This window comes from Halarcobacter bivalviorum, assembly GCF_003346815.1.
GTDB lineage: Bacteria > Campylobacterota > Campylobacteria > Campylobacterales > Arcobacteraceae > Halarcobacter > Halarcobacter bivalviorum.
Window position 1 is genome coordinate 1601617 of record NZ_CP031217.1, and the last position, 26047, is coordinate 1627663.

The window sequence follows — 26047 nt, forward strand, 5'->3', positions numbered from 1 at the left end:
AAGGACAAACATAAAATGAAAATTGCAAGTAGAATGGAAAACCTATCGCCATCAGTTACAATGGCAATTACAGCTTTAGCAAGAGAGTTAAAAGCACAAGGTAAAGACATTTTAAGTTTTAGTGCAGGTGAGCCAGACTTTGACACACCTGAAGTTATCAAACAAGCAGCAATCCAAGCTATAAAAGATGGACATACTAAATACACAGCTGTAGAAGGTACCATTCAAACGAAGAAAGCAATTATCAAGAAGTTAAAAACTGATCACGGATTAAACTATGAGTTAGATGAAATCATTGTATCAAATGGTGCAAAACACTCATTATTTAATCTATTTCAATGTCTAATTGAAGAAGGTGATGAAGTAATTATTCCTGCTCCTTACTGGGTAACATATCCAGAGCAAGTAAAATTCTCTGATGGTGTTCCTGTTTTTATTGAAACAGATGATTCAACAGAATTTAAAATTACTGCTGAACAATTAAAAGCAGCAATTACACCAAAAACAAAAGTTTTACTTTTAAATACTCCATCAAACCCAACAGGTTCTGTTTATACAAAAGAAGAACTTCTTTCGTTAGCTGAAGTATTAAAAGATACTGATATTTTAGTATTTTCAGATGAAATGTATGAAAAAATCATGTATGATGGAGAAAACTTCACTGCTGTTGCATCTGTAAGTGAAGATATGTTCCAAAGAACTGTTACTATCAATGGAATTAGTAAAGCAGTTGCTATGACTGGTTGGAGATATGGTTATGTGGCAAGTCCAAATAAAGCTTTAATTAAAGCTATGACTAAACTACAAGGTCAAGTTACTTCAAATGTAAACTCTATCACTTTAGAAGCTGCTGTAGCTGCTTTAGATGGAAGTGCTGATGCAGATATTGAGACTATGAGAGTTGAGTTTGAAAAAAGAAGAAATGTTGCTGTTGAATCTTTCAATGCAATAAATGGAATCTCTTGTGTTGTACCAAAAGGTGCATTCTACCTTTTTGTAAATATCAAAGAAATTGGTGGAGACTCTATGAAATTTTCTGCTGACCTTTTAGAGAAAGAAGGTGTAGCAGTTGTTCCTGGTCTTGCATTTGGAACGGAAGGTTATTTTAGATTCTCTTTTGCTACTGACTTACCTACAATTGAAGAAGGTATTAGAAGAATTAGAAAATTTGTAGAAGAGAATTTCGCATAATATGACCCCACAAAGAAAAGCAACGGTTGTATCAAGTAGCGTTGCAGCAATTCTTACACTAATTAAATTAGTTGTAGGAATTGCAAGTGGTTCAGTTGCAGTACTTGCATCTGCCATTGACTCTGTACTTGATATGTTTGTATCTATTTTTAACTACTTTGCTATAAGCAACTCAGAGAAACCAGCCGATAAACATTTTAACTATGGAAGAGGAAAGATTGAAGCCTTAGCTTCTGTTATTGAAGGTACAATTATTTGTATCTCTGGTTTATTTCTACTTTATCAAGCAATTAAAAAAGCTATTAATGAAGAGACTTCTCAATATTTAGAAATCTCATTAATTGTAATGACTATTTCAATAGTAATCACAGTAAGTTTAGTTATTTACTTAAATCGTGTTGCCAAAGAGACTGGTAGTATGGTTATTAAAGCAGATGCCTTACACTATAAAACAGATGTTTATACTAATGCAGCTGTTTTTATCTCTCTTATTTTAGTTAACTTTACAGGAATTGAGTTAATTGATGTTATTGTAGGTGGAGGAATTTCACTTTTTATTATCTATTCTGCTTATGAGTTAATTCAAGATGGAATTTTAGTTTTACTTGATAGAGCAGTTGATGAAGAGATTGTAGAAAAGATAATTGAAATAATTAAAAATGAAGAAAAAGTAAATACTCATCATTTACTTAAAACAAGAGAGGCAGGAAGTCAAACTTTTGTAGAAGTTCATTTAGTATTTGATTGTTTAATTACTCTAATGGATGCACATAGAGTTTCTGATAAAATTGAAGACAAAATAAAAAATCTTGACCCTAAAAAAGATTGGATTATAAATATTCATATGGATCCATATGATGATTTTGAAATAAATAAAGAGAGATAATAATGAATTTATCTAATAAAACTATTTTAATAACTGGTGCAAATGGTGGGTTAGGAAGCGCACTTGTTAAATATGCACAGAACTTAAATGCAAAAAAGATATATTGTACAGCAAGAAATATCAAAAGTTTAGATCACTTAAAAAATCAAGAAAACATAGAGATTTTAGAACTTGATATTACAAATAAAATTTCTGTTGAAAACTTTTCAATGCAAATTCAAAATATTGATGTTGTGATAAATAATGCAGGATTTAATAGTAATCAAGTTTTGAATGACAATATAAAAACTGATTTTGAAGTAAATGTTTTTGGTACCTTAAATATTTGTGAATCTTTAAAAAACAAGATAAATAAAGGTGGTTCATTAGTTAATATCACTTCTATTTTAGCCTTAATTAATCTTCCTATTATGGCTTTATATTGTGCTTCTAAAAGTGCTTTACACTCAATAACACAAGCTTTAAGAGCTGAACTAGCTAATAAAGAAGTTTATGTTCATGAAATACTTCCTGGTCCTATTGATACAGCTATGACAAAGGGTCAAGAAATGCCAAAAACTTCTCCAGAAGAGATTGCAAAAGCAATTTTTGAAGGAATAGAAAATAAAGAAGAAGAGATTTTTCCAGATAATTTTTCAAAAGATATATACAAAAAACTGCTAACTAACCCAAAAGCTTTAGAAAAAGAGTTTGCTTTAAGTGTAAAACAATAAGTTTTATTCTTAAAGTTGTGAAATATACTGAAAAGGTGTTAATCCATAAACTCTTTTAAAATGTCTATTAAAATGAGATAAATCACTAAAACCAAACTCAACAACTGCCCCGTAAATATCCCTTGTAATCTCTAAATACTTTTTTGCATGAATTAACTTTGAATTTAGAAAATATTGATAAGGTGTAATTCCTGTATTTGTCTTAAAAAGTCTTATAAACTCGAATTTTGAAATACTTAATTCTTTTGCAATATCTTCAAGATATAAAACATTATCAAGTTCGTAAAAGATAATCTCTTTTGCTTTTTTTACTAATGTATTTTCATTTTTATACTCTTTGAAAAAATCTTTTGAAGCAAAATTATCTACTAGTTCTAAATATAATTCATTTGTTAGAGCTTCATTTTTTCCATTTAAAATAGCTTTAGATAAGTTGATAATATCCCATTTTAATTTCTCTTTATAAACAATTGGCTCAGAAAAAGTCAATATCTCTTTTTTATTTAAGCCCTCTAAAAATAGCTTTGGATTTATATAAAGCATTACATACTCTAAACCCTCTTCATAATCTCTTGCTCTTCCATCATGTACTTGTTCTGGATTAAATAGCATTATTCCATTTGCATATGAAGCTTTTGACCAACCTTCTAATTTATACTCTTGAATTCCTTTTAAAGTAACACCTAAAGCATATTCTTCATGGGCATGTTTTTTATAAGAAAATTTATTCATTTTTGCTGATAAAGCTGTAATACCCAGTTGATTATTTTTATATATAAACTTATCCATTTCTACTCTATATAAATCTTTTCTATATTTTACTTTTCTTTAAAAATTTTTCATAGTATATTATTGCATAATAACACAATAGCCTGAAACTCTCTTGTAACAAACATTTAACTACTTTTTAGATAATATATCTATCTTTATAGTAAAAAACTTTTTATATAAACTAAATATTTTATAAAATAATTCTTGGGAGAATTAAAACTTTATGGCATTAATCGACTTACAAAACTTGTCTTCTCCCAAAATCAATTAACACCCTACTCTTGGTATTTCTGAATAAGTAATTAAAACAAAACCACTAATTTACAAGTCAATTTGACACAATTATTAAGTGTCGGGGAAAGTGTTTATGGAAAAAGTAATCTATTAAATTGCTTGGTATATTCAATACTTTTAAATGAGGAATATATAGACTATACATATATGATTGACCTAAAAGAAGTTGAACTATACATATACTCAAAACTTCCATATGTAAAGTTTATTGACAATGTTGAGGATATACTTGAACTATTAAAAGAGATAAAGCAGATAATGAACAATAGATTTAAAGCTATGCAAGAAACAGGAGATTTACTATATCAAGGTAAAACTTTACTTGTAATAATTGATGAGATAGGAACTATTAGTGCTTATCCAAAAAAGATTAAAGATGAAATCTATAACTTGATGATTGAAATATTTCAAAAAGGAAGAGCAGCCAAAATTATATTTTTAGTTTTTGCTCTAAAGATAGATTCGATTAATCTACCATCGAATGTGTTGGCAAATATCCAATCAAAAGTACTAATGAAAACTAAATCAGATTTTAATATCAACAATAGCATAGAAACTAAAGAGAGTATAGAAGATATTACAAGAGTTAAAGTTACAGAGTTTAACAGAAATCGAATGATTTTAAAAGATGGTATTACAAGCCAAAAAAGCTTAATACAAGTGCCATATATAGATAAAGAGACTGAAAAGGTCTATGGATAGATATTTTACCTCTTTTTATAAAAGATTTGAAAGATGACAGCCAATCTTTAGATTGGTTGGCTTCTTTCTCTTGACTTATTTTATATGAAGTGTCACAGTAAGTAATTATTATAACTTACGAACTTTGATTACTTCCGCTTCTAACTCTTTATAAAGAACTTCAAAATCTGCTTCTTCTGAATTAACTCTATTTAAAGATGCATCTACTGTAAAATATTTATCAAGTTTATATTTTTCAAATTTTGGCATTAATGATTTATATGGGATTGGGTCTGTTCTTTTCTCATTTTTAAAAATTAAAAAATCTTTACAATAGAACATTTCAATTGACTCTAATAAACCTTTATCTAAAGTGAATATAAAAGGAATAAAAAAGTCTGCATCAGGATTGGGTTTAGAAGAAAAATACATTTCTAATAACCTAATAACTGTAAAGTCCCATGCCATATTATCTATTGCATCAAAAAAAGTTTCTTTGTTATTAGTCTTATTAAAAAATTCTAATTGCTTTTTCTCAAAATACTCTACACCTATAGATAATTCTCTTAAGAACATAGTCCTAATTTTATCATTCATAAATTTTACAATATATTCAAGTTGTTGTTTCATATTATTTTTATATTTGAACCTTGCAACAATGATTAAAAGTAAAAGTACTCTCATTATTAAATGATTTTTTTGTGTAACATCTAACATTTCTTTAAATTCTGTTTTTAAAGATCCTATTTCATTCTTTACATCTTGGATAACTTTTTCATCAGTATAAATTGACTTGATTTCACCCATAGAATCGTTGTCTTTTTTTGTGTCATTATAATGTTGCATATCACAAGTCATTAATTTTTTTATACTTATTAGATTTTCATAAAACTCTGAACTATCTTCACCTTTTGCAACATTTTCTAAAATATAAAACATTGGGTCAAGATTAATGTTATTATCTAAAAGAAACTTTAATGTTTTAATAAACTTTTCAGGAACTTTATCTTCTCCATATTTCAGATAATCATGTAAATACCTTGATGTATTGGCTTCAAAGCTAACAGAATAGTCTATTGCTAATGGGGCCTCTTTACCATTTTCCATTCCTTTCATAATTTCAGGATTTAGAAAACATAAGTTAGGATATTTAAAAATAGTTTTAATATTTTCATAAGACATAATTTCTTTAAATATAGGAAAGTTTAAAGCCATATTTTTATCCGCTGTAATAACATGTAAGTTATTCTTTATACATTCAGTATAATACTCTTCATATATTGACATTGAGTCTTTTGCACCTTTTGACTGTAGAAATCTAAATAGTAAATCATAAAATTCCATAAAACTCCTTTGTAATATTTTGAGAATAATAACAAATAGATTTTAGAAATTTTAAAAATATGTCAAATTGCAACATTATTTAATTATATTTAGATTTATTGGCAAATATTTCCCATTTTTATACTTATTCTTTTCAGCCCTATGAACAGAAAAAGAAAGATAAATTAATGATTCTCGTAAAAGTTGTCCTAAGTAAATTGTTTTTTTAATTAAATCTTTGTCAGTAATATAAAAACATCTTTCTCTATCTTTTACTTTTTCAAAGTTCTCCACATCAAAAATTTTAATCATTATAAATTTGTGTTCTAAATGATTTCGTATTTTATTAATTTCTTTAGCATTAGGTTCTAACACCTCAATATACTCTTTTGAATTTTTATCTTTATCATTGAAGAACAAATCTTTACTAATAAGAAAAAGTCCTCTTAGTGCTAAGTTTTCAAAGTTATCAAATTTTGAATTAATATCGTTTTTTACATACCAAACTTTTCTAAAATCAACTTTTCTTTCATCTAAACCTAAAGCGAAATAATCATTTATAAAAAAAGCTATTTTATCAAATAGTGAATAGAAACTTTTAAATGCTAATTTAACTTTTTCTATATTTATATCATATAAATTATAATCATAATCATCTATAATATGAGTATCCTTATCATAGAATTTTTTTGTAAAAGAATTTATTCCCTCAAATAACAAATGACGATAAGTTATATACTCTTGTTTCATTTGATTAAAATGTGTTATATATTTCGGGAAACCTACTTCAATCTCTATTTTCATATCAGGCATATGAAGAGGGTCATGTGTAGCAATACTATTAAGTCCTAAATCATTCATAGGATTTAAAAATAAAGTATTCTTTAAAACCCATTCTCTGTATTCACTTTCATTTTTATAGTTTCTTAAAGGATAAGAATTTAAATCATAATCTTGCGCTAAAAGTTCTTTTCCTAAAACTTCTTCAATTTCAAATATATCAAGCATTATATTACTCAGTATGTTTGAATAATATTCATCTTCTCTTTCTTGTAAAATATTATATAAGACCTCTGCTCCAACTTGGTATATATCATAAGATTTTTTAAGAAATATTTCTTTATGACTCCAATCATAACTTAGTTGTGAATAACTTCTTAAACACTCTGCTTTATTAACTAAAGCCATTTCAAAATTAGGAAATAAAGATAATGCTTTATCATAATATTTAAGAGCATTAATTGTTCGTCCATAATGACTGAAGGCATTTGCTAAATTTGTATAGATATATAATTTATACTCAAGTTGTAAATTATCAAAACCTTTTTCATTAATTGATTTTCTATAGTAATATATTTCATTAAAAAGCTCTTTTTGTTCAATTTTCCAAATATTACTATTTTCTCCTATATGATTTATTCTTCTTAATGAAGACCAAATATTACCAATAAAGTAATATGTAATAGATTGTAAAGAAGAATCTTCAAAATTAAGTTTTTCAAGTTCAATAAGTTTATTTTCTAAACTATTTTTATCATTTGAAAAAGCATATTTATCAATTTCTTCTGCTATCAATTGTAATTTATTAAAGTCCATATAACGACCTTTATATTTATAAGTTAATTTATAATACCAAATAAACTTTTGATTATAAGAATGTATTACAAGATGTAATATATAAAATAAAAAGCCAGTTATAACAGATTTTTAGATAAAATATATACTTTAATTTAAAAGATATTTGTGTATTGATATGTACTTATATGATACGGTTTTTAATAATTTATGACACTTGTGTCTAATTTGTCAAAGTTAGACACAACTTATCAATATTTCAGCAAATACAAGTCAATTTAAATCTATAAAGAATATAGATTTTATGGGAGTTTTAATAAATAAATGGCATTAATCGACTTACAAAACATTTCAAAACAATATGATATAAAAACCGTTTTAAAAGATGTAAACTTTACTCTACTAGAAGGTCAAAGAATAGCTGTTATTGGTCAAAATGGTCAAGGAAAGTCAACACTTTTTAAAATCATTATGAATCAAGTTGAAGCTGATTATGGAGAAATTTCAATTGATAAATCTCTAAAAATTGAGATGCTTGACCAACAACCAAAATTTAAAGCAGGTCTTAAAGTTAGAGATGCAATTGAAGAACAATTAGCAGAAATTAAACAAGCAAAAAAAGAGTATGAAGAGATTACTTTTAAAGTAGCAACTGATTATGAAAATCAAGAGTTATTAAAAAGACAAAGTGAATTAGCTACTTATATAGATTTTCATAATGCTTGGGATTTAGATAATACAATAGAGAGAGTTCTAAAAGAGTTTCAATTAAAACAATACGAAGATAAAGATGTAACTCTTTTAAGTGGAGGAGAACAAAGGAGAGTATCTTTAGCAGGACTTTTACTTAAAAAACCTGATGTATTACTTCTTGATGAGCCTACAAACCACCTTGATGTTTATATGGTTGAATTTTTAGAGTCTTTACTTTTAAAAAACAACTTTACCCTACTTTTCATCTCTCACGATAGATATTTTATTGACAATATTGCTACTTCAGTTGTAGAAATTGACGCTGGAAAACTAAGAAGATTTGATGGAGGTTACTCTTCATACTTAGAGCAAAAACAGCAAATTTTAGAAAATATGCAAAAAGACCATGAAAATCTTCTTCGACTTGTAAAAAGAGAAGCACATTGGATGCAAAGAGGTGTTACTGCTAGAAGAAAAAGAAATGAAAGAAGAAAAGCAGAGTACTTTGAATTAAAGAAAAAAGCAAAAACTAATCCTGGTGCTATCAAAAAAATGTCTATTGAACTACAACGAGAGCAAAAAGCTTTTAATACAGAAGCAAAGCAACAAAATAGAAAAAAAATGCTTTATGAGTTAGATAATGTTTGCAAGAAATTAGGAGAGAAAGAATTAATCCGTGATTTTACAACTAGAATCTTACAAAAAGACACAATCGCAATAGTAGGCCCAAATGGAAGTGGAAAATCAACTTTGCTTAAAATATTTATGGAAAAATTAGAAGTTGATAGTGGAAAATTCAAAAAAGGTGATTTTAATATTGGATACTTTGACCAACAAAGAGAGATGTTAGATGATTCTAAAAATCTAATGGAAACTTTTTGTCCAAATGGTGGGGATAGAGTTATTTTAGATGATGGAAGAAATATGCATGTATTTGGATATTTAAAGAACTTTTTATTTCCAAGAGAGTATTTAGACAAAAAGATTGGTGTACTTAGTGGTGGAGAAAAAAATAGAGTTGCACTTGCCTTACTTTTTACAAAAAAAGTAGATTGTTTAATCCTTGATGAGCCTACAAATGATTTAGATATTCCTACAATTAATATTTTAGAAGAGTATTTACAAAACTTTCAAGGTGCTTTAATTTTTGTATCTCATGATAGATATTTTGTAGATAAGATTGCTAAAAAACTATTTGTATTTAAAGGTCAAGATGGACTTGTAGAAGAGAGTTTTCAACCTTATAGTGAATATTTAGAAATTGAAAAAGAGTTAAAAGAACTCGATGCTTTAGAATATGAGAGTACAAAACAAGAAAATACAAGTACTGTAAAACTAACAAATAAAGAAAAAAAGCAAACAAAACTTTCATATAAAGACCAAAGAGATTATGACTCTTTACCAAAAGAAATAGAAGAATTAGAAATGAAAATTGAAGAAATAAATTCTTGTTTAGCTAATCCTGCTTGTTATGAACAAAAAGGAATTGTTGCTGTTTCAAAAGAGCTAGAAGAAGTAGAAGCAATCTATGAAGAAAAAGTTGAAAGATTTTTAGAGCTTGAAGAGCTAGTAGAGAGCTTTAACAAGTAGTTTAACGAAATTAAGTTATAATTTTTTTAGATAATAATAATTAAAGAAAAGGGAATTTATGAGTTTAAAACAACAGTTAAAAGATGATTTAAAAATAGCTATGAGAGAAAAGAATATTGTAAAAAGAGACTCTATTAGAGCTATTAATACAATGATTAAACAAATTGAAGTAGATGAAAGAAAAGAGTTAACTGATGAAGATGTTTTAAAACTTATTCAAAAAGGTATTAAACAAAGAGAAGAATCTATTGCTCAATATAAAGAGGCTTCAAGAGAAGATTTAGTAGAAAAAGAGCAAGAACAAGTTGAAGTATTCAAAGAGTATATGCCTCAACAAGTATCAGATGAAGAACTTGAAGCAGGTATGAAAGAGATTATCTTAGAAGTTGGAGCTACAACAATGAAAGATATGGGAAAAGTTATGGGACAAGCAACAAAGAAATTTGCAGGTGTTGCAGATGGAAAAAGAATTAATGAGATGACAAAAAAACTGCTTGGATAATATTTAAATTTTTTAGGAATAGTAATGCAGAATCAAATAAATAGTATTGTAAAAGATACTTTAATCAATTTAAAACAAAAAGGTATTCCAGCAACTCCAAATGAGTACCATAAAGAGTTTTGTAATGTTTCTAAAACTTACAATCTTTCAATAAAAGAGTGTAAACAATTTAAACAATTAGTAAGTAAACTTTCAAAAAATGAGCAAATTGAAATTGAAACAAAGGGTATTCAAACTTTTGAAGATATGATTCCTATTTTATTAAATAGAGTTTCTAAAGATAATGTAAATACTTTGGCAAAACTATTCCAAGAAGCAGTAACTCCGTCAATTAGTATTGATGTTGATGAAAGCCTACAAAAGTTTTCTATAAAAATAGGAAATTCTCCTGCATTACTTTTTGAAGAAGATATTCAAAAAGAGATGCAAGAGTTTATTACAAAAAGATTTGAAGCGGATAAAAAAGTAGTTAAACAAAAAACTTCTGATATAGCTAAACTTTTAACACTTATGGGTCAATACTTTAATGATGCAATTCATAGTAGTGGAAAAGGTTCAAAAGAGGTTTCAAATATTAAAACTCAAATTCAGTCTATTGATATGCAAAAATCAAATGGTTTTGAAGAATTAACAGAACTTCAAAGTAAACTTATTGATGCAGCTTTAACAATTGAAAATGAGATGTCTCATGTAGGGGAAAAACTCTCTTCTGGAAAATCTGAAGTAGAAGCTTTAGAACAAAAAATTAAAAAACTAGAAGAAGAGTTAGATAAAACTAGAGAACAAAGTACTAAAGACCACTTAACAGGTGTTCTAACAAGAGGTGCTTATGAAGAAGAAGTTAAAAAAATTGAAGCTAGTTTTGAAAGAAATAATACTCAATATGCAATTATCTTTTTTGACTTAGACCACTTTAAAAAGATAAATGATACACATGGGCATCAAGCTGGAGACATTATTCTTTCTACTTTTGCAAAAGTCTTAAATAAAAATACAAGAGAGTTTGACATTGTTGGAAGATATGGGGGAGAAGAGTTTGTAGCAGTGGTTCATTTTAATCTAAAAAGAGAATTATTAAAATATTTAAAAAGAATAAAAGCAATTATAAATGACAATGACTTTTTATATAAAAAAGAAAAAATTCATGTAAGTTTCTCTGCTGGAGTTGCAATAAGAAATAACCACCCTTCATATGAAAGTGCTATTCAAAAAGCAGATATGCTTTTATATCAAGCAAAAGAGAATGGAAGAAATAAAATCATTATAGAAGATGGGACAACTATTTAAACTCTCCCCTCTTCTTTACTTCAAATACTAAATTTAATCCAAATTAAATATTACATTTCCAACCTATTTAAATAATCACTATCATTATATAATTTATATCAGTAGAAAATAATTATCATTTAGATAAAATCAATGTTACATTTTATAAAAAAGGGAAAAGTGTTGTTAAAAAATATTCCATTTAGGGTAACTGTTTTATCTTTGTTTATTTTATTATCTTTGTTTATTATCGTATTTATGGTATATATTCAAGCTGTTTACGGAAAAGAGTTTTCTCAAAAGATGTCAAACAATAATTTTAAGCTAATATCTTCTGAGGTAAAAAATAATCTAAAAACATTAGACAAAGTAAATGGTTTTTTTATTGATGCAATAAGCTCTTCATTTTCAAAATTAGACTCAATTGAAGAGATTAATAAGGATAAAGAATCATATATCAAAGTACTAACCAAAATTTTAGAAAAAAATGAAGAGTTATATGCAGCTTATTTTGCTTTTAGTGATAATAGCTTTTTTGAAATCATAAATTTAAATATTGATAAAGAGTTAAGAAACCAATACTCTTTAAGTAATCAATCTCGTTGGTTGTTAATTTATATTGATGGTAAAAATGAGAAAAAAAGAGTTTTATATACATATGATAATGAACTTAAATTAATTGATACAAAAGAGGATAATAATAGCTATTTAGCGACAACAAGGCCTTGGTATATAAAAGCAGATAAAAACAGTAAAGAAATAATCAAAAGTAAACCCTACTCTTTTAAAAATATAGACTCTACTGGAATGACTTATGCAAAAAGATACAATAAAAATGTTACTTTTGCAATTGATGTTTTGTTAAATAACCTTAATAAAACTGTTGCAAGTTTAAATTCTATGAAAACTATGAATAGTTTTGTTTTTGCACAAGATAAAGAACTAATAAGTGCAACAACAGATGATAAAAAAATTATCTCTGAAATACAATTATTACTACAAGAGCAACTGCAAAATAAAGAAGAATCAATTTATGAAATATCTTCTGAAGAGTATATTATAAATTTTTCTAAACTAGATGATGAAATATACAAATACCTAATAACAATCGTATCTGTTGATGAAGTAATGCACCAATACTCTAAATACTTTAATCTAATGATTATTTTCACAATACTACTTTTTATATTTTTACTTCCATTAATTTGGTACTTTGCTTCTGTAATTGTAAAACCTGTATTAAAATTAAAACTTGAAAGTAATAAAGTAAAAGATAGAAAATATGAAGAACTTGAAAAAATCAACAGTAGAGTATTTGAAATACAAGAACTATCAAATGCAATGCTTGAAATGGGTGAATCTATCTATGAGTACCAATATAAATTAGAACAAAAAGTAAAAGAAAGAACAAAAGAGCTAAAAGAGAAAAACTTAGAACTACATAGACTTTCTATTACAGATAAATTAACAAACATTTATAATAGAATCAAACTAGATGAAGTTATGATTGAGCAACTAAATCTAGCTGAAAGATACAATGAAAAATTTTCTATAATGATAATAGATATTGATTATTTTAAACAAGTAAATGATACTTTTGGTCATCAAGTAGGAGATACAACACTAATAGAAATCTCTAAAATTTTACAAGAAAATATTAGAAATACAGATACAGTAGGAAGATGGGGAGGTGAAGAGTTTATTATCATTTGTCCACATACAGATCTTGAAGGTATAAAACAACTTGCAAATCAAATTAGAGAAAAAATTGAAAAACATAACTTTCCAGTAATAAAAAATAAAACTGCAAGCTTTGGAATTTCTGTTTATAAAGATAATGATAATGCTGAAAAATTAATTAATAGAGCAGATGAAGCTTTATATAAAGCTAAAGAAAATGGAAGAAATAAAGTAGAGTTTTTATAACTCTACTTTTTTAAAAACTTTCCCACTTTTGGTCTGGTTCTTCTTCATCACTATCTTCCTCTATTTTTTCATCTACTTTTACTTCCTTGTTAATTTCTTTTTTATTATCTAAAGAACTAAGATTTACCTCATTTTTTCCTAAGAACTCTTTGGCATTTGCATCTGATACTATCTCTTTAGCTATTTTATCAGTACTTAATGCAATATCATGTGTTTGAGTTGCAATTGCAGCATTTTGCTGAGTTTGCTGGTCTAGTTGAGTAACTGCATCATTAATTTGTGTGATTCCTGATTTTTGCTCCTTACTTGCACTCGTAATTTCATTAATCATATGAGTTGATTTATCAATATTTTCAAGTAATTTATCATATCCACTTATCATATTTGCACTAATATTTTTACCTTCATTTGCTTTTAGGTTTGCATTTTCAACTAAATCTTTTATCTCTTTAGCAGCTTCTGCTGATCTACTTGCTAAATTTCTTACTTCTTGTGCAACAACTGCAAAACCTTTACCAGCTTCTCCTGCAGTAGCTGCTTCAACAGCAGCATTTAATGAAAGAATATTTGTTTGGAAAGCTATTTGATCAATTACAATAATTGCTTCATTTATAGCTGTCACTTGTGTATTTATTTCATCCATTGCAATAGTTGTTTTATTTGCAAGGTTTTGACCATCTTTTGCTGATAAACTTAATTCCTGAGCATAATTACTCATTTTTGCAATGTTCTCCGAGTTATTGATAATAGTACTTGTAATTTCTTCAAGTGCAGCAGCTGTTTCCTCAAGAGAAGTTGCAGCTTCATTGGCACTTATATTTAATTTATCTACATTTGAAATTAATTGGTCAGAAGAACTATCTAACGTCATACCTATAGTCAAAGACTCTTTTAGAAGTTTAGAAATTTCATCTGTTAAGAAATTAACACTATTAATTAAAGCAGCAATGTCTCCTTCCATTCCTTTATTGTCAACTTTACTTACAAATTTATAATTACTAAACTCTTTTAATACAGATGAAATAGAATCTATATTTCCTTTTATATTTTCAATCATAGAATTTAGTGCTTTACTTAATTGAACTAATTGAGGATTATTTGGAACTGTTGTAATTTGTAAATTTAAATGCCCAAGTTTTGCTTTTTCTACAATATTTAAAGCTTCATTTACAGCTTCTGTATCTTTTTTAAGTCCTTCATTTATCTTAGTGATATTTTCATTTACTACTTTTGCCATTTGAGCAAACTCATCTTTACTTGTATCTTTTAATAATTCTATTGAACTAGTTTCATTATTTAAATATCTAAAAAAGCTTAAAAGTCCTTTCTCAAAATCTTTTAGAGTATTAACTATATTTTTTCCAATAAAATAGAAAAGAACCATTAAAAATGCAATTATAAACAGAGTTAACAATATTGAGAGCCATTCATTGAAACTCTCTTTTTCTTCAATCTCTTCATCTAAAGCTTTTTCAAGTTTTTCTATAGAAGTTTCTGTTAATTTTATAGTTTTTCTAAGTTCACCTAAAAGCCCTTCTTTTTCACTTAGACCTTTTATAAGTTCACTTTGTGATAATTTTATAAAATCTTTTTTATATGCTTCTAAATACGACTTCATTTCAGTATTAGAGATATTTTCAATCAAATTATCAATTTTTGTATTAAAACTTGAAATATATTTATCATCATTTCTTAACATAAAGTCTTTTTCTACTTTTCTTAATTCATAAACTTTTGCTAAAAGTTCAAAATCATTTACTTTCTCAGCAAAATCTTCTACTTTATGAACACTTGTTCTTAAAGAACCATATAAACCATCTTTTGAAGTTAAACCTATCTCTTTTTGAATTTCAACAATTTTTGAGAAAATATTTCTATAATCTTTAATTATTGATAGAAATTCATTTGAAGCCTCTTCAGAAATATCAAAATCAATTAAAATTGAATTTAAAGAAGAGATTTCTTTTTCTATTTTTTTGAAAGTTAATAAAAGACTCTCTTCATATTTTAACTCCTTTCTAACTAAAAAATCTTTTTCATTTTTTCGTAACTCAAGTTGAGATATTTTTAAATCATGTGCTAAAATTTTTGCACTTGAAAGCTTATGAATTTGACTTAAACTATTCATCTGAATAAATAAAATTGTAAGTAATCCTACTAAAACACAAACACTTAATCCAAAAAACTTTTTTTGAATACTCATTTTTTCCCCTTTTCTTATCTCATAAAAAATAAAAAAATTATTTTTTAAAATATAACTACAATTAAATTCAAATTAATTTGAACTAAACTACTCCTTACTTACAAAAATTATACATGATTTTAAATAAATATTTTTTATATAAAATATGCTTATTTTTAAGTTTTTAAATTATTTTTTTTCATATTTAATAGAATATAGTTAGTTTTTAAATTATTTTAAAGAAAGAAAAATTCATAAAAAAATTGTAACTTTTATGGATAAATTTAATTTTGAGTATTTTAGTAGACAAATAAATAATTAAGTATTAATAATATTATTTTTATAATATATATTTTTATTTTTCAATATTTATATGTTTATAGATTAAAGTAATATTTTATAGAGAGTTGGTAATAAAACTCTTTTAACTTCCTAGTTACTAAAACCACTATTTACCATATTTTGATACTCTTCTGGCTTAGTAGCTTTTAAGTCTTCCAATAAAATCTACCAATAACAAGTAAAGAACTTACAGCTACACCGTTCCTAAAACAATAAGTCCTGTACCAATTGCTCTTTTAGAATTTTCCTCTAAAGAAGGGTCTTTTAAAGCCTCCATTGAATTGTATTTTTCAATATCATTAAAGTTATCTTCATTTGTATTTGCCGTTACACCAATTTGGAATTCCAATGTATTATTTTGAGTATTTTCCATTTTACTTCTCTCCTAATTATTCATTTGGTATTAAAACTAATCTTTGTTCTAATTCATCAATATTTATATTTAAATACTTTTCAAAATATAATTTGACTTTTATTTGTTCTTTTTGATTTAATAAATTATAAGCAACTCCACCTATTTTTTCATTTTTATTAGTTATAAAAAGTAAATTATCAAGATATAATTTTCTATAGCTAAGGTATATACTGCATATAGCTGATAAAAGAACCATAGCAACAAAAGGAAATACCAACACAGCAAATAATTTATTCAATACACTTAAACTTTCTTTTTTTTGAGAAATAAGACTAATTTTTAATTTATACATTTTTTTTGTATCATTCAAGACAATTAAAACACTATTTGATAGTAAAATATTAGTTTCATAAAACTTGATTTTTTTTCTTTTCTGTATTAAAACATAGTATAAAGTTTTGATAATGTAATATAAATATATAGGTATACTAAATACTATGACTAATCTTCCCAATCTGCCATGTTCATATAGATTTGTTAAACTAAAATCAGCTAGATAAAACAAAAGTAGGAACAATGCACTAAAGAAAACTATTATATACACTTGTGTTACTAGATAAACTTTATCTTCTATCTCAAATAAAAATCCATCTTTATCAGGAATTAGTTCAATATTATTTTCCAATTACGCTATCTTTTCTTTATAAACTCTATTAAAAATCTCATATCCCATCATTTAAAATCATAAGACTGATTATTAAACTAAATATTATTTTCATTATGTAACCTTTCTTCAAAAAATAAAATCAATATTTTCATTTGACTTTGCAACAGTTTCTAATATCTTAGCTTTACTACAAAAAGCATCTATTTTATTTGATATTTCAATATAATCCTTATACTCTTCTTCACTTTTAAATGCAGTTACACTTAATTCATATTTATTAGTTGCCATCTATTTCTCCTTATTTAGTCTTTTTCGTAATTTTGGATTAACATATTTTAGTATTTCTTCTGTATCTTTTTTCAATTTAGGACAATATTTTTCACTTACTTCTAATATACTATATACCCATTCTACTCTATGAAAAATCCCTTCATAATAAAAAGTTTGATTTTTATATTTTGGATTTAAACTCATCTGTTTTAATAGTTTTATATTTTTTATTAAATTTCTATACTCTATATCTTCACAATTTGCTTTTCGTGTTTGTTGTATTTTAAAAGTTAAAATATATGTAGAAAGTCTTATTTTCATATAAATATCTCTAACAATATTTTCATTTTGTTTATTTGCAAGTGGTAAATATTTTTTCGAAAAATTTTTATAATATACATATATGTCAGTTATATCTTGCAAGTATTCTTTATTTAAAAAAGCTTTATTATCTTCATACGTATATTCACCTAATAAAGACATAACTTCACCAATTAAATTAACCATAAATTCATATTTGTATTGAGTGATTCTTGGTACATCAAAATTAAAATCATCAGTTGCTAATCTTTTAATCTTATTTACTATTTCTTGATAATGTTGTTTATATTCCTCTTTTGAATACATATTTTTATAAGATAAAGACATATCTTTTCTTTGAGGATAACCTCCTATTCCATGAATCCCTCTAAAAAGTATTACATACCAGTACACATCTTCTGCTGAGTTTTTTGGAAGTAAGGACTTGCCTTTTTCATATTCAAAATATAAATCATCTAGAAATGGTTTCATTATAGGATTATCATAATCAACAGATTTATGTAAGTTTGCTATTTTAGTTTTATGTTCCATTGCATTAATAAAATGTTTACTAGCTTCTGGATTTGGTGATTTATCAAGAGGAAATTCTGCTTTAATTAATATATTTGAGCTTATAAAAGTAGGAAATATAAAAATAGATAAAAAACCAACTATTATTAAAATAGGAATAATATAAATTGGTTTTACCTTACTAAACAACCATTTAAATAATATTCTCATTATGCTCCCTTTTGATTAAAGCCATCTGTAAATGTAGCATAAGTACTTGTTGAACTATCACCATTTGGTACTATAAAAACATACTCTACATCTTGTGTAGTATATTGATTTATTTTCCCATATCCACCTTCTATTTCTTTTTTTGAAACTGGTATTTGTAGATTATCTATATCTAAAAAGTCTTTTACATTTGAGTTGTTTTCTTGATTAGTTGACATGAGTTTTTCCTTTTAGGTATGATAAAAATTTGTTTATTAATTGTTTAAAAACAGCAAATGGCAATAAAATAGAGATAAAAAAACATATTATAAAAATAAAATAAATACCAAATGATATTGGAAATTTATATAATCCTAATTTCATATAATATCCTTGATGATAGCTATTAAAAGTATGAAATATTAAAATTGGTAGAAAACACCCTATCCCTAAAGCTATAAGATTTCTTTTTATAGTATTATCTATCAAACCAAAATAAATTGTTCTTTGAGGATATTTAAAAATATAGAAACTAATAATAATTATCATAAAGCAACTAAAAACAAAAATCCAAGAAAAACAAACTTTAAAAGATAAAGGATTGAAAGTGTATTTTTCAAAGTTGTGATAAAATACTTTAAAATATGGTTCTATATAAGGATATAAAGAGCTGATAAACTCATCTTTATAAAGCCCAGTTACAGTAAAGATAAAACCAAATAATATTGAGATAAAAAAACCATAATAAAAAAGTCTAGCTTCAAATCTAAAAGCATCTAAGCTTTTATATCTATTTTTATCAAGCATTTTTTTTATTTCAGGGTCTTTTAACCCTTTGTCTAAATAATATTTATGAGTTAAAGATTTTTTATACTCTTCAATCTCTTTTCTTCGCTCAACTCTCTCTTTTCTTGTTGCATGTCTATATTTATGTGCTTTTTTTATTAAATACTTAGAATCTATAATTCTTTTTTCAATTTGCACAACTATAAAAAACATTAAACTAAAAAATAAAATTAAATATATCATCTTTTCCCCAACTTTGAAAATTTTCCTTATCCGTATAAGTTATCTTATTAGGATTTGTTCTATCTCCATAGATTAATAAATCACTATCTTCAGAATAAGTTATATTTGTTTTATTATTTTGTTCATCTGAAAGAAGTGTTACTACAGTTTTTCTTTCTAATACTTTCTTTGATACAACTTCTTCTTTGGGAAAATTAATATTCAATGAACTACAAGAAGAAAAAAAGATTGTTATAAAAGCTAAAACTATGTAAATCATGGAAACTCTCATTAATTAATTAAGCATTTAAATATATTATAAATATATTTGTTAAGTTATTATTAAAGTTAGGTTATTAATATCAAAATAGGTCGTTTTTAAGTCATATTATTAAATTTAAGTATTTTTTTAATTATTTATTTTTAAATTTTTATTTTTTCCTGCCCTATTCTATATAGAGCAAAATCATATTTTATAGGGTCTTGTTTATCAAACTCTTTTAACTTCTCAGTTACTAAAAGTGCAGATTTTAAATCATAAGTTTTTCTATCAAGTAATCCAAGTTTTTGAGATACTTTAAAAGTATGTGTATCAAGAGGAAGGATTAAATCTTTTTTATCAACTCCTTGCCACAAACCTAAGTCAAGGTTATCATCTCTTACCATCCATCTTAAATACATCATCCATCTTTTATATGGAGCATTTCCTATCTCTTTTATTACTCCTTGTTTATCTCTTTTTAATGGACTAGAGACTAAAAAAGTAAAACCTTGTGAGTTATAGTTTGCAAGATTATATATCTTTAAAATTACACTATCAAGTGCTTCTAAAAGATTATTCTCTTTTTTATAGGTTTTAAGAAAAATATCATTTAGGCTATTTTCTTGTTTCATTCTTCTAAAAGTTTTAAAGATACTCTTTACATCTTCACTATTTTGAAATCTATAATAAAAACGATCAAGCTCTTTTTCTATTATTTCCTCTTTTTCATCTAATAATTCAAAATTTAAACTATCTAAAAATTTTACTATTAAAGAAGCCTTTCCATAAGCAAATAAAGCACATAAAAGTATTATATATTCATCTTTATATCTACTAGCAACTAAAAGTGGGTCTGGTTTATCATAAGAAAGTTCACATTTAGAGTTTCTACTACAAACTTGTTCGTCTAAAAGTTTTTTAATTTTATTCATTTTCATTTCTATTTTTTATTTGTATCATATCAAAAAGATTCAATTAAACTCTTTAGAAGTTACTTACTCTTTTCTGATATAATTCCATTCAAAAATGAATATAAATTGGACGATAAATGCAAAATATTTTTATAACAGGATGTTCCACTGGAATAGGATTTCAAACAGCACTTACTTTAAAAGAGAATGGATACAAAGTGTATGCAAGTGCTAGAAAAGAAGAAGATGTAGAAAAACTTAAAAACTTAGGGTTAAATGCCTTAAAAGTTGATGTAACAATTAAAGAAGATATAACAAAAGCCTTAGAATATATTTTAGAAAAAGATGAAAAACTAGATGCTATTTTTAATAATGCTGGTTATGGACAACCCGGAGCCGTAGAAGATATTAGTACTGAAACACTAAAAGAACAGTTTGAAACAAACCTTTTTGGACTACATGAAGCAACTATTCAAGCTATGAAAATCTTTAGAAAACAAGGATATGGAAAGGTTATTCAACACTCTTCTGTCTTAGGAATTATCTCTCTTAAATTTAGAGGTGCATATAATGCTTCTAAATATGCAATTGAAGGTCTTGCAGATACTATGAGACAAGAAGTTAGTGATAGTAATATCTATATCTCTACAATAAATACTGGGCCTGTAACTTCAAAATTTAGAGAAAATGCCCTTAAAAAGTTTAATAAAAATATTGATATTGAAAATAGTTTTTTTACTCCAACATATAAAAAAGAGTTAAAAGATAGGCTTGAAAATGACAAAGATACAACACCTTTTAATCTTCCTGCAACTTCAGTTGCAAATATTGTATTAAAAATTATGCAGACACAAAAACCAAAGCCAAGGTATTATGTTACGAAAGCTACACATATTTTAGGTTTTGCAAAAAGAGTATTAAGTACAAACTTACTTGATAAGCTTTTAAATAGAATATAAAAAAGAGGAGTTTTTCCTCTTTTTTATTATTTTGTCATATAAGGTTTTCCGTAGAATCTTATTACTAAATAAATGATTGCTAATCCAAGAGGAAGCAATACATAAACAGATACACCAAATGCTGCAGGTAAATATCCAAATACAATTGCAACAAAACCTACAAAAAGTGCATATGGTAACTGCGTAGAGATGTGGTCCATATGATTACAAGATGATGCCATCGAAGATAAAATAGATGTATCAGAAATTGGAGAACAATGATCTCCAAAAATAGCACCAGTTAAAACTGCCCCTACATTTAATACAATATAGTTATGTAAATCAGTACCCTCTAATCCTGTATGAATACCAATTGCACTTGCTAATGGAATAGTTAAAGGCATTAAAATACCCATTGTTCCATATGATGTACCAGTTGAAAATGAGATAATAGAACCTAATACAAAAATAATAGTTGGTAAAATAAACTGAGGTGTTGTATCAGATAACATTGTTACTAAATATTGTGCTGTTCCAAGCTCTTTCATAACTGATGATAAAGACCAAGCAAGGATTAAAATCACAGCTGTAATTACAAGTGCTTTAACCCCAAATACCCAAGTTTCAATCGCTTCATGTAAAGAGAAGATTTTTTGTTGTAAACCCATTCCAATAGCAACTAAAGAAGCTAAAAGTGCTGCTTCAAAAATAACAATAGAAGCATCTGCTGCTCCAAATGCTGATTGAATAGAAGCAAAAGAGTATGGATCTGCTTGTACTGCTTTTAACGTCTCACCTTCTAAGCCACTAATACCATTAATATAAAATCCAACAATTGCAACAATAATTAAAACAAAGATTGGAATAATTGCATTAAAAATAGAGTAAGAAACTCCTTCTTTAGGCATCATAAAAGAGTTTTCTTGATTCATTAAGTTTGAATCAGTTTTAGGATTTGTAACTTGTCCTTTTTCATAAGCTCTTTTTGCAGCTGTATGCATTGGTCCAAATTCTCTTAAAGAAAGTGCAGAGATAAAAACAAAAGCCAGCATTAAAATATTATAAAATCTATATGGCAATGTTTCTACGAAAATAGCAAAAGCATTTATATCTGGTTGCCCAATAGATACATAAGCATCTTTGATTAATGATAATTCATATCCAACCCAAGTAGAAATAAGTGCTAATCCTGCAATAGGTGCAGCTGTTGAGTCAATAATAAAAGCTAATTTTTCTCTTGCAACTTTTAGTTTATCTGTTACAGGTCTCATAATTGGACCTACTACTAAAGAGTTTGCATAATCATCAAAGAAAATAAAGAAACCCATTAACCAAGTATAAAATTGTGCAGTTGCTGGAGTTTTTGCTTTTGCAGCAAGTTTTTCTGCAATAGCTCTTGGTCCTCCCATTTTAGTAATAACTGCGATTAAACCACCAATTGTTAATACTTGTAAAACAATACCTGCATTCCATGAATCTGCAAGAGAACCAACCATTTTCCCTGACATATCAACAAAGGCATTAAAAAAAGAAGCAAAAATATTTGCACCACTAATATTTACCATAAATGTTCCAGTAAATATCCCCATAAATAAAGAGAAGATAACATTTCTAGTAATAAATGCTAAAACAATTGCAACCAAGGGTGGAAGCAGAGTTAAAGCACCATAAGTTACAGCATTATCTTTTCCATCAGCAAAGAGAGCTATCGGTAAAATAGCTAAAATTAATAATAATTTTATAGTACTACTCAAAGTAATCCTTTAGTAAAAAAGTCGGGAATTATAACATTAATTATTTAAAAGTTTCAAAAAAGTTTCAAAAATTATTACAGTAATCTTTCACTTTTTCAAAAGGGATTGCTTGAGAAAAATAAAAGCCTTGGATTATATTTATTCCTACACTTCGTACAAATTCTTTATCCTCTTGAGTTTCAATTCCTTCTGCAATTAGAATATAGTTTAAGTCCAAGCACATTTTAGAGATATTTCTATATAAAGTTTTTCCTTCAATAGTTTTTGTATTATCAAGTAAAGCCTTATCTAGTTTAATTATATTTGCAGGTAAAGTATGAAGATATTGCAAAGAAGAAAAACCTGTACCAAAGTCATCAACACTAATTACAAAACCATTTCTTTTTAGTTTCATAATATTATTCATAAAAACACTATGCTCTTCAGCAAAGGTTCTTTCTAATATCTCTATTTCAATATTTTTACCTTTTAATCTTTTGATAATTTTATCTACAATATAGGTATCACTTATTGATTCAGGAGAAAGATTGATACTAATTTTGGGATTAAAACCTTGTATACTCCATCTATTTAAATCTTCATATACTTTTTTTATCACCCATAAATCAATTACATAGGCAAAACCTGCTTTTTCAATTTGTGAAATAAAATATGGTCCCGTTATAGTTCCATCTGGTTTACTAAATCTAAGTAAAGCTTCAAAACCATAACATCTGTTTTGAGTAACATCTATTTTTGGTTGATAATAAAGCAATAAATCTCCTGAAATAAGTTCATCAACCATTTTATGAGTGTCACTTTGTTCTTGAATAATCTCGGCTTGAGTTTTTAAAAACTTAAGCTCATTCATAGTATTAATCTCTTCTTTAATACCAAATTTATCTCTTAATTTTTTTGCATCTTGATTTAAAGATTTATCTTCCTCATATTTTTTTAAAAATGGATAATAGATAAATACTCCAACTACTAGATTAATTAATTGAAGTAAAACAAAAATGAAAGTTTGTCCATTTCCTAAAAAATATCCACTTAAAAATACAGGAGTAGTCCATGAAATAGTATAAGTACTTTCAGGGATAGGAAAATAAGAGAAAAACATATAACTCATTGCAAAATTAAAAATAGGTACAAGTAAAAAGGGAATTACAAAAGTTAAATTCATAATTAGAGGTAAACCAAAAAGTAATATTTCATTTATGTTAAATACAGCAAAAGGTAAAGAAATATATGCAATCTTTCTATCATATTCATTCCGTGATTTTAAAACAATTGCAATAAGTAAAGATAAAGTTGCCCCTGCTCCACCTGTAACTAAAAAAGCAAAAAAGAAAACATCAGCAGTAAGATTTTTAAATATCTCTTCATTTAAATAGCTGGTATCTGCAAATATCATATAAACATGAGTTCCATGAATACCAGTGAGCCACCAAACCACATGTGTAACAACTAACTGAATAAATGATTTTGCCATCAAAGATAAAGACTCAACAGTATCATGAAAAACATCAAATAAAATAGTTTGAACAAATAGACTTAAATATGGAAGAATTAAAATAAAAAAGATATAAATAATTAATACTGGAATTATCGAATTTACAACTACTTTTAACTGCTTACTAACCAAATCCTCTTTTATAATTTGAAGAAATGAAATCTTTGATAAAAAAAGATAAGAATACATACAAATTATAGGAATAATTAAAGCATATAGAGTCATGTTTTTTTCATAATGAAAGTTTTGATTTTCATCAATAGTCCAAGCAAGACTTATAAAAACAAGTAAAGAGACTCCAATTATAATAAATCGATGAACATGATAATTATTAGCTAAATGATGCGCGATGCAAATAGTTAGAAAAAGAGGAAATACATAGATGAAGATATCTGTAATATTTAATAAAGCAAGTACTACTACATTTGCATTTTGTTTATCTATATTAAATACATCAATTAAAAGAATTCCAATTGAACTTATGATGTAGTAAGGAACTATATCTAGAAAAGCTTCTCTTAAAGACAGATGAAGTAAATTATTAGTTAGCCTCATTTATTTTCCTTTTTCTATTGAACAAATGTAACAGAAAAGTTAAAAATAAAAGCTTTAAAATAAAACTACTTAAATTAGTTAAGGATTTTGTATCTCTTTTGTATTAAACTTTTGTTGTAAATAATCAGAAATATGCATTAAACAAAAGGTAATTAGAAATATCATAAGCCCAGGGAAAAAGCTAACCCACCAAGCTATATCCATAACAGCTTTTCCATCACTTAAAAGGCTTCCCCAAGACATAGCAGGAGGATTTACACCTAAACCTAAAAATGAAAGACCTGATTCAGCTAAAATTGCTCCACCCACTCCAAAAGTAAATGAAATAAGAAAAATTGGTGCTAAAAGTAGTGCAAAATATTTAAAAATAATTTTTGATTTTGATACATTTGCAAGTTTTAAAATTTTTATAAACGGTTGATTCCCTATTGCAAAACTTTCACTTCTAATAAGTCTTGCCATTCCCATCCAACCAGTTATTGAAATCACTATTACTAAAACTAAGATAGAAGCTTGAATATAAGCTACAAGAGCAAGTAATAAAAAGAAAGTAGGAAAAGTTAAAAATAAATCTATTAAAATTATTGTTGCTTTATCTACATTACCTTTAAAAAAAGCTGCATTTATTCCAATAAAAAGCCCTATCAAAGAAGCAATACTTGCACTTAAAAAACCAATTATTAAAGAAGTTTGTCCACCTTGTAAGATTCTTGCAAAAATATCTCTTCCTAACCTATCAGTTCCCATTAGATGTTCAAAAGATGGAGCAAGAAGTATTTTTGAAGGATTTAATTCATAAGGGGAAATTCCATAAAAAAATGGCAAAAAGAATACTAATAAGATAATTGATATTAATAAACTAAAAGCCACTTTTGTCATA

The 26047-nt window shown here is 26.1% G+C and carries 23 protein-coding genes and 1 pseudogene; 9 read left to right on the top strand and 15 right to left on the bottom strand.

Going from position 1 to position 26047, the window contains the following annotated elements; genetic code table 11:
* Window positions 1-15: 15 nt before the first annotated feature.
* The 3 genes from ABIV_RS08165 to ABIV_RS08175 are packed head-to-tail and all read left to right on the top strand — an operon-like array spanning window position 16 to window position 2790.
* Entirely contained in the window at window positions 16-1191 is a 1176-nt protein-coding gene (locus tag ABIV_RS08165) for a pyridoxal phosphate-dependent aminotransferase (protein ID WP_114839405.1), read from the top strand.
* A 1-nt stretch (window position 1192) separates the two neighbouring features.
* Window positions 1193-2077 (top strand): cation diffusion facilitator family transporter, encoded by an 885-nt coding sequence (locus tag ABIV_RS08170; RefSeq protein ID WP_114839406.1) that lies wholly within the window; start codon window positions 1193-1195, stop codon window positions 2075-2077.
* A gap of 2 nt (window positions 2078-2079) precedes the next feature.
* Window positions 2080-2790 (top strand): SDR family NAD(P)-dependent oxidoreductase, encoded by a 711-nt coding sequence (locus ABIV_RS08175; protein WP_114839407.1) that lies wholly within the window; start codon window positions 2080-2082, stop codon window positions 2788-2790.
* Between the two features lie 9 nt (window positions 2791-2799).
* On the opposite strand, the gene ABIV_RS08180 is transcribed toward ABIV_RS08175, so the two are convergent.
* On the bottom strand, window positions 2800-3579 hold the full coding sequence (locus ABIV_RS08180) for an AraC family transcriptional regulator (protein WP_114839408.1): 780 nt from the start codon (window positions 3577-3579) through the stop codon (window positions 2800-2802).
* 315 nt (window positions 3580-3894) lie between these two features.
* Here ABIV_RS08180 and ABIV_RS08185 point away from each other — a divergent pair, with 315 nt between their 5' ends.
* Window positions 3895-4557: an FtsK/SpoIIIE domain-containing protein gene (locus ABIV_RS08185; protein ID WP_114839409.1), complete on the top strand. Its 663-nt coding sequence runs from the start codon at window positions 3895-3897 to the stop codon at window positions 4555-4557.
* Between the two features lie 108 nt (window positions 4558-4665).
* Here ABIV_RS08185 and ABIV_RS08190 read toward each other — a convergent pair whose 3' ends face one another.
* Window positions 4666-5880 (bottom strand): hypothetical protein, encoded by a 1215-nt coding sequence (locus ABIV_RS08190; RefSeq protein WP_114839410.1) that lies wholly within the window; start codon window positions 5878-5880, stop codon window positions 4666-4668.
* Between the two features lie 75 nt (window positions 5881-5955).
* Window positions 5956-7455 carry an LA2681 family HEPN domain-containing protein gene (locus tag ABIV_RS08195; RefSeq protein ID WP_114839411.1) on the bottom strand — a complete coding sequence of 500 codons (1500 nt, stop codon included), beginning with the start codon at window positions 7453-7455 and terminating at the stop codon, window positions 5956-5958.
* A 303-nt stretch (window positions 7456-7758) separates the two neighbouring features.
* On the opposite strand from ABIV_RS08195, the gene abc-f reads away from it, so the two are divergent.
* The 4 genes from abc-f (at window position 7759) to ABIV_RS08215 (ending at window position 13411) form a co-directional block, all read left to right on the top strand.
* Window positions 7759-9717 carry a ribosomal protection-like ABC-F family protein gene (abc-f, locus tag ABIV_RS08200; protein ID WP_114839412.1) on the top strand — a complete coding sequence of 653 codons (1959 nt, stop codon included), beginning with the start codon at window positions 7759-7761 and terminating at the stop codon, window positions 9715-9717.
* Window positions 9718-9775: 58 nt separating this feature from the next.
* Entirely contained in the window at window positions 9776-10219 is a 444-nt protein-coding gene (locus ABIV_RS08205) for a GatB/YqeY domain-containing protein (RefSeq protein WP_114839413.1), read from the top strand.
* A gap of 24 nt (window positions 10220-10243) precedes the next feature.
* Window positions 10244-11506: a GGDEF domain-containing protein gene (locus tag ABIV_RS08210; RefSeq protein WP_114839414.1), complete on the top strand. Its 1263-nt coding sequence runs from the start codon at window positions 10244-10246 to the stop codon at window positions 11504-11506.
* A 162-nt stretch (window positions 11507-11668) separates the two neighbouring features.
* Window positions 11669-13411 carry a sensor domain-containing diguanylate cyclase gene (locus ABIV_RS08215; protein WP_114839415.1) on the top strand — a complete coding sequence of 581 codons (1743 nt, stop codon included), beginning with the start codon at window positions 11669-11671 and terminating at the stop codon, window positions 13409-13411.
* 10 nt (window positions 13412-13421) lie between these two features.
* Here ABIV_RS08215 and ABIV_RS13820 read toward each other — a convergent pair.
* From ABIV_RS13820 to ABIV_RS08255, 9 genes and pseudogenes are all read right to left on the bottom strand, one after another.
* Window positions 13422-14099, bottom strand: a pseudogene (locus ABIV_RS13820) (methyl-accepting chemotaxis protein); the annotation flags it as partial.
* A gap of 2029 nt (window positions 14100-16128) precedes the next feature.
* Window positions 16129-16308 (bottom strand): hypothetical protein, encoded by a 180-nt coding sequence (locus tag ABIV_RS08225; protein ID WP_114839417.1) that lies wholly within the window; start codon window positions 16306-16308, stop codon window positions 16129-16131.
* Window positions 16309-16324: 16 nt separating this feature from the next.
* Window positions 16325-16975: a hypothetical protein gene (locus ABIV_RS08230; RefSeq protein ID WP_114839418.1), complete on the bottom strand. Its 651-nt coding sequence runs from the start codon at window positions 16973-16975 to the stop codon at window positions 16325-16327.
* Window positions 16976-17083: 108 nt separating this feature from the next.
* The gene (locus ABIV_RS13625; RefSeq protein WP_162917994.1) at window positions 17084-17245 is read right to left on the bottom strand and encodes a hypothetical protein; all 162 of its coding nucleotides are present in this window, start codon (window positions 17243-17245) and stop codon (window positions 17084-17086) included.
* Entirely contained in the window at window positions 17246-18268 is a 1023-nt protein-coding gene (locus ABIV_RS08235; protein ID WP_114839419.1) for a hypothetical protein, read from the bottom strand. It lies immediately after the preceding gene.
* A complete protein-coding gene (locus ABIV_RS08240) occupies window positions 18268-18486 on the bottom strand; it encodes a hypothetical protein (RefSeq protein ID WP_114839420.1) in 219 nt (72 codons plus the stop codon). The genes ABIV_RS08235 and ABIV_RS08240 overlap by 1 nt, the downstream gene beginning before the upstream one ends.
* Window positions 18476-19276: a hypothetical protein gene (locus ABIV_RS08245; RefSeq protein WP_114839421.1), complete on the bottom strand. Its 801-nt coding sequence runs from the start codon at window positions 19274-19276 to the stop codon at window positions 18476-18478. Before ABIV_RS08245 ends, ABIV_RS08240 begins: the two co-directional genes overlap by 11 nt.
* Window positions 19251-19535, bottom strand: coding sequence for a hypothetical protein (locus ABIV_RS08250; protein ID WP_114839422.1), 285 nt, complete (start codon window positions 19533-19535; stop codon window positions 19251-19253). Before ABIV_RS08250 ends, ABIV_RS08245 begins: the two co-directional genes overlap by 26 nt.
* Window positions 19536-19678: 143 nt before the next feature.
* Window positions 19679-20455 (bottom strand): TIGR02757 family protein, encoded by a 777-nt coding sequence (locus ABIV_RS08255; RefSeq protein WP_114839423.1) that lies wholly within the window; start codon window positions 20453-20455, stop codon window positions 19679-19681.
* A 110-nt stretch (window positions 20456-20565) separates the two neighbouring features.
* Here ABIV_RS08255 and ABIV_RS08260 point away from each other — a divergent pair, with 110 nt between their 5' ends.
* The gene (locus ABIV_RS08260) at window positions 20566-21387 is read left to right on the top strand and encodes an SDR family NAD(P)-dependent oxidoreductase (protein WP_114839424.1); all 822 of its coding nucleotides are present in this window, start codon (window positions 20566-20568) and stop codon (window positions 21385-21387) included.
* 26 nt (window positions 21388-21413) lie between these two features.
* On the opposite strand, the gene ABIV_RS08265 is transcribed toward ABIV_RS08260, so the two are convergent.
* The 3 genes from ABIV_RS08265 to ABIV_RS08275 all read right to left on the bottom strand — a co-directional run bounded on the left by ABIV_RS08265 (window position 21414) and on the right by ABIV_RS08275 (window position 26046).
* The gene (locus ABIV_RS08265; protein ID WP_228254276.1) at window positions 21414-23120 is read right to left on the bottom strand and encodes a Na+/H+ antiporter NhaC family protein; all 1707 of its coding nucleotides are present in this window, start codon (window positions 23118-23120) and stop codon (window positions 21414-21416) included.
* Between the two features lie 64 nt (window positions 23121-23184).
* The gene (locus tag ABIV_RS08270) at window positions 23185-25167 is read right to left on the bottom strand and encodes an EAL domain-containing protein (protein ID WP_114839426.1); all 1983 of its coding nucleotides are present in this window, start codon (window positions 25165-25167) and stop codon (window positions 23185-23187) included.
* A 78-nt stretch (window positions 25168-25245) separates the two neighbouring features.
* Window positions 25246-26046, bottom strand: a complete 801-nt coding sequence (locus ABIV_RS08275; protein ID WP_114839427.1) for an ABC transporter permease — start codon at window positions 26044-26046, stop codon at window positions 25246-25248.
* Window position 26047: the final 1 nt, after the last annotated feature.